Origin of the sequence: Pseudoduganella sp. RAF53_2 (genome assembly GCF_052113985.1) — a bacterium.
In the GTDB taxonomy this organism is placed as follows: Bacteria; Pseudomonadota; Gammaproteobacteria; order Burkholderiales; family Burkholderiaceae_D; genus Rugamonas.
The window spans coordinates 1-5,537 of record NZ_JBFRDW010000400.1; the positions used below are offsets into that span (position 1 = coordinate 1).

The window sequence follows — 5,537 nt, forward strand, 5'->3', positions numbered from 1 at the left end:
TAGCGCGACTTGACGAACGGTACGCCGATGGCCTTTGGTGCGACCGACTTGGCCATCAGGCCCGCCAGCACGATCACGGTCACTACATACGGCACCATCTGGATCAGCGCACCAGGAATGCGGCCCACTACCGGCAGGTCCACGCCTTCCAGCTGGATCTGGACAGCGCCGAAGAAGCCGAACATCAGACAACCGAGGAAGGTGTACATCGGACGCCAGTTACCGAACACCATGGCGGTCAGCGCCAGGTAGCCGGCACCGRCCGACATATCGCGCAGGAAGAAGCCCGATTGCACGATGGCCAGGTAAGCACCGGAGAAGGAGCACAGCACGCCGGCGATCAGCATGGCCGAATAACGGATGGTTGCCACCGACACGCCGGCCGCATCCGCCGCATGCGGGTTCTCGCCGCAGGCGCGCAGGCGCAAGCCAAAGCTGGTGTGGTACAGCACCCAGTGCACCACCGGTACCAGGGCGAAGGCCAGATAAACCAGCACGGAATGGCCGCCGATCAGCTGCGTGTAAATCCAGCCCAGGCCAGGGATGTCGGCCACGGCGGAACTGCCAGGAAGTACGACGTCGAACAAGCGCGCGTCACCCAGATCAGGGGTGCGGCCGCCTTGCTGGAAAAAGTATTGCGCTACCACGAAGGTCAGGCCGCTCATGGCGATATTGATCGCGATGCCGCCCACCAGCTGGTTGCCCTTCTGGGTGATGGCGACGAAGCCTTGCAGCAGGGCCAGCGCCACGGAAATGCCCATGCCGGCCAGGATGCCGTACCAGGGATTATGCGTGGCGAAGGCGACGGCTGCCGACACGAAGGCCGATGCCAGAATCTTGCCTTCCAGGCCGATATCGATCACGCCGGAGCGTTCCGCAAACAAGCCGGCCATGGCGGCGAAAATCAGCACCGGCGCATTGCGCACGGTGGATATGACGATGGAGCCGAGATGGAGATCTTCAAAAGTCATGGTATTAGCCCTTGCGCGATTTCAGCAGCTTGATGATGGCCGGTGCGTACAGATTTTCCATCGCGCCGCAGAACAGGATGATCAGGCCCTGGATGAAGATAAAGGTTTCGGTCGGAATGTTCGGTTTTTCCAGCGACAGGTCGAAGCCGCCCTGAATCAGCGCGCCGAAAAGGATGGCCGACAGCAGGATGCCGACCGGATGCTGGCGGCCCATCAGCGCAATCGCGATGCCGACGAAGCCCGCGCCGCCGACGAAGTTCAGCGACAGGTAGTGCGTGGAACCGAGGATGGAGTTCACCGAACCCAGACCAGCCAGCGCGCCGGAAATCGCCATGGTGGCGATGATCATGGCGGAGATCTTCACACCAGCGTAGTGCGCGGCGTGCTTGTTTAGGCCCGTAGCGCGCAGCTTATAGCCCCAGGACGAACGCCATACCATCACGCCGTAGATCACCAGCGCAATCAGGGCGAAGATGAAGCTCACATTCAGCGGGGTATCGCCCAGCACAGGGAACCAGGTGTTCAGGCGCGGCATTTCAGCGGCGGCAGAGAACACGCGCGACGCGGTGTTCTGCTCTCCCGCCGGGATCAGGTACTTCACGATCACAAAGTTCATCAGCGAAGCGCAGATGAAGTTGAACATGATGGTGGTCACCACGATGTGCGAACCGCGCTTGGCCTGCAGATAGCCCGGAATGAAGGCCCACAGCGCGCCAAACAGCGCGGCGCCGACGATGCCGACGGGGATCAGCAGATACCAGGGCAGGGAAGCGTCGAAGGCCAGCATGGCCAGGGTCAGGCCGAGGCCACCGAAATACATCTGGCCTTCCGCGCCGATGTTGAACAGGCCCGCCTGCATCGCGACCGACACTGCCAGGCCGGTGAACACGAAGGTGGACGCGTAGAACAGCGTGTAGGACAGGCCTTCCGGATTGACGATGGCGCTGTTGATCAGGATCTGCATGGATTCCACCGGGTCTTCGCCCAGCAGGTGAATCACCAGCGCGGCCACCAGCAGCGCGGAGAGCAGGTTCAGGATGGGCAGGACAAAGCCAGTCGCCCAGCGTGGCATATCGTTTGTCGTCATGATCAGTGTCTATGCATGCCACCCATCAGCAGGCCGATGCGGGTGGTGTCGAATTCTTCGATTTTCAGTTCGCCGGTGATCGCGCCGCCGCACATCACGAGGATGCGGTCGGCCAGCGCGCGCACTTCTTCCAGTTCCACCGACACCAGCAGGATCGCCACGCCCGCGTCGCGCAGGGCCAGCAGCTGGGTGTGGATGGATTCGATGGTGCCGATGTCCACGCCGCGGGTCGGCTGGCCGACCAGCATCAGCTTGGGCTGGGCCAGCACTTCGCGTGCGATCACCACCTTCTGCTGGTTGCCGCCGGAGAGCAGGCCGATACGCAGGTCCGGATTGGCAGGGCGCACATCGAACTCCTTCAGCAGGCCCGCGCAGCGCTGGGCGATGCCTTTGAAGTCGATCAGGCCCCACTTGTTCTTCACCTTGTCCTGGTAGCCGAAGAAGGTGTTCTGCATCACGGAGAAGTTCTTGATCACGCCATCGCGCAGGCGGTCTTCCGGCACGTGGCCGATGCCCAGCTCGCGGAACTTGGTCGGCAGGCCGTCCGCGTCGTGGCGCTTGCCGTAGGGCAGAGCCTTGCCTTCGAAGTCGACCTCGCCGGAAGAGGGCAGGGCCATACCGGACAGGATTTCCATTAGCTCGGACTGGCCATTGCCGGACACGCCAGCAATCGCCACGATCTCGCCGGCGCGCAGGGTGAAGTTGATGTCCTTCAGCAGCTTGACGCCGTTATCGTCCTGCAGTTGCAGGTTCTTCACTTCCAGCACCGGCTTGCCCGGATTGTAAGGTGCGCGCGGCAGGTTGTTTTCGATCGGACGGCCGACCATCATATTGGCCAGGTCTTCCTTGGTCACATCGGCCGTCTGCACGGCGCCAACCACGCGGCCGCCGCGCATCACGGTCACGGTATCGGTAATGTCCTTGATCTCCTGCAGCTTGTGGGTGATCAGGATGATGGTCTTGCCTTGTTCCTTGAACAGCTTGAGGATCTCGAACAGCGACGCGGTTTCCTGCGCGGTCAGCACGGCGGTCGGCTCGTCCAGGATCAGGATGTTGGCCGAGCGGTAGATCTGCTTCAGGATTTCCACGCGCTGCTGGGCGCCCACGGACAGGTCGTGGATGGTGGCCAGCGGATCGACGTCCAGGCGGTAGCGTTCGCAGATCTCGCGCAGCTTGCGCTCGGCTTCCGCGCGGTGCGCCTTCAGCTTGAAGCCGCCTTCAGTGCCCAGCATGACGTTATCGAGCACGGTCATGTTTTCGACCAGCATGAAGTGCTGGTGCACCATGCCGATGCCGAGACGGATCGCTTCCTGCGAGGAGCGGATGTGCTGGACTTTGCCATCCAACAGGATCTCGCCACCATCGGCATGGTAGTAGCCGTAAAGGATGCTCATCAGGGTCGATTTGCCGGCCCCGTTCTCGCCCACCAGGCCATGGATGGCCCCTTTGGCGATGCTGAAGCTGACGTCCGTATTCGCCTTCACCGCACCGAAGTGCTTGGAGATTCCGCGAAATTCAACAGCTGGCTGCATAAGGATTTTCAGGTCGTATTTACTGAAAAACGCGCCGGACGGGTATCCCCGTCGGCGCGTTCTCGTTAAAGGGAAAGCGAATTAGGCCGGGCAGGCGGCGTTAGTGGCACGGATATCGATGACCTTGATCTTGCCATCGATGATGTCCTTGCGGGCACCCAGGACCTTCTTCTCGATTTCCGGGGTGATCAGCTTGCGGTTGTTCTCGTCCAGAGCCCAGTCCACGCCGCCTTCCTTGATGCCTTTGGCGGTCACGCCGGCTTTCCAGGTGCCGTTCTTCATCTGCATGAAGGAGTCATACACGGCGTTGTCCACGCGCTTGACCATGGAAGTCAGCACGAAACCCGGATACAGGTGGTTCTGGTTGGAGTCGACGCCGATGGACAGCTTGCCTTTCTCCTTGGCGGTCTGCAGCACGCCCAGGCCGGAGCCGCCAGCCACTGCGAATACCACGTCCACGCCGCGCTCGAACTGGGAGCGGGCCAGTTCACCGCCCTTGGCCGGGTCGTTCCAGGCGGAAGCGGTGGTGCCGACCATATTGGAGAACAGTTCCACTTTCTTGTCGGTGGCYTTCGCGCCTTGCGCGTAGCCGCAGTTGAAAGTACGGATCAGAGGAATGTCGATGCCGCCGATGAAGCCCAGCTTCTTGGACTTGGAAGCCATGGCAGCGGCCACACCCACCAGGTAAGAGCCTTCTTCTTCCTTGAACGTCACGGAATTGATGTTATTGCCTTGAGCAACGCCATCGATCAGCACGAAGTGTACTTTCGGGAATTCTTTGGCGACCTTCTGCACGGCTTGCGTTTGCGCAAAGCCGATGGAAGCGATCAGGTCCAGGTTCTTGCGGGCCAGGCCGCGCAGCACCTGCTCGGCCTGCGTGTCGCTGGAAGCCTGCACTTCGATGAACTTGATGCCAGTATCCTTGGAGAAGCGCGAAGCGCCTTCAAACGCGGACTGGTTGAACGACTTGTCGAACTTGCCGCCGGCATCATAGACGATGCCCAGCTTCGGGTCGGCCGCGGAGGCGCTGGCAGCGACCGCAAATGCGGCGATCATCAAGCTAAGTTGTTTGATTTTCATGTAAGAGCTCCTGGAGGTTCGCTATTGTATAGTTTTTGCGGGCCCAACATCCATCCTCGGCCAGTCTTTCTTTATCCTGCGGCGCACAAGAATTTTCCATTTGGCAAAAAAGTTCTGCGCGCCCTGTCTCTTCACTACAACGATTCCGGCAAATTTTACAAATTTATTACTGATTAAAATTTGTGCACGTGCAGAAATTGCAATGTTAATTTTGTAGCTGCTGCCTACGGGAATCCTTCTTCCATACTATGCAACAAGGGCTATATGTATGGCAAATACGTTTTTTCTTTGCAATTTATATCCATATCGTCTTAATCTATGGTTTCTCAGAGTAATTTTCCGTCAATCTTCTACATGCTAGGATGCGGCCTAAAAATGACATTCCATTACTTTTAAATAAAGACTGGACATAAATACATGAACACCACCTTGAAATACACCCTGATTACCCTGGCACTGGCCAGCGCCTTCCCAGCGATGGCGCAGGACGCGGAGCCGCAAGTCGAGCAAAAAGTATCCGGCCAGCTCGAAACCGTGATCGTTACCGCGCAGCGCCGCGCTGAGAACATCAAAGACGTGCCAATGTCGATCGGCACCCTGAAAGGCGAAAAGCTGGACATCCTGACCTCCGGTGGCCAGGACATCCGCTTCCTGAGCGGCCGCTCGCCTTCCGTGTCCGTTGAATCGGACTACGGCCGTACCTTCCCGCGTTTCTATATCCGTGGCCTGGGTAACACCGACTTCGACCTGAACGCCTCCCAGCCAGTGGGCCTGGTGATGGACGATATCGTTCAGGAAAACCCGATGCTGAAGGGCTTCCCGGTCTTCGACGTGGACCAGGTTGAAGTGCTGCGTGGCCCGCAAGGT

Annotated in this window: 5 protein-coding genes; 1 reads left to right on the top strand and 4 read right to left on the bottom strand. The window is 59.5% G+C overall.

Features of this window, described 5'->3' with window-relative positions; translation table 11 throughout:
- From AB4Z11_RS21225 to AB4Z11_RS21240, 4 genes are all read right to left on the bottom strand, one after another.
- A partial coding sequence (locus AB4Z11_RS21225; RefSeq protein WP_442027494.1) for an ABC transporter permease occupies positions 1 to 971 on the bottom strand: 971 nt, incomplete at its 3' end.
- A 4-nt stretch (positions 972 to 975) separates the two neighbouring features.
- Entirely contained in the window at positions 976 to 2,058 is a 1,083-nt protein-coding gene (locus AB4Z11_RS21230; RefSeq protein WP_442027495.1) for an ABC transporter permease, read from the bottom strand.
- Positions 2,059 to 2,060: 2 nt separating this feature from the next.
- Entirely contained in the window at positions 2,061 to 3,590 is a 1,530-nt protein-coding gene (locus AB4Z11_RS21235; RefSeq protein WP_442027496.1) for an ABC transporter ATP-binding protein, read from the bottom strand.
- Between the two features lie 81 nt (positions 3,591 to 3,671).
- A complete protein-coding gene (locus tag AB4Z11_RS21240) occupies positions 3,672 to 4,670 on the bottom strand; it encodes a BMP family lipoprotein (RefSeq protein ID WP_442027497.1) in 999 nt (332 codons plus the stop codon).
- A gap of 417 nt (positions 4,671 to 5,087) precedes the next feature.
- Between AB4Z11_RS21240 and AB4Z11_RS21245 the strand changes: the two genes are divergently transcribed.
- Positions 5,088 to 5,537 (top strand): TonB-dependent receptor plug domain-containing protein (locus tag AB4Z11_RS21245; protein WP_442027498.1); only part of this gene is annotated, 450 nt, incomplete at its 3' end.

Coding starts and splice junctions, on each gene's coding strand:
- AB4Z11_RS21230 (WP_442027495.1), bottom strand. CDS start 2,058: ATGACGACAAACGATATGCCACGCTGGGCGACTGGCTTTGTCCTGCCC.
- AB4Z11_RS21235 (WP_442027496.1), bottom strand. CDS start 3,590: ATGCAGCCAGCTGTTGAATTTCGCGGAATCTCCAAGCACTTCGGTGCG.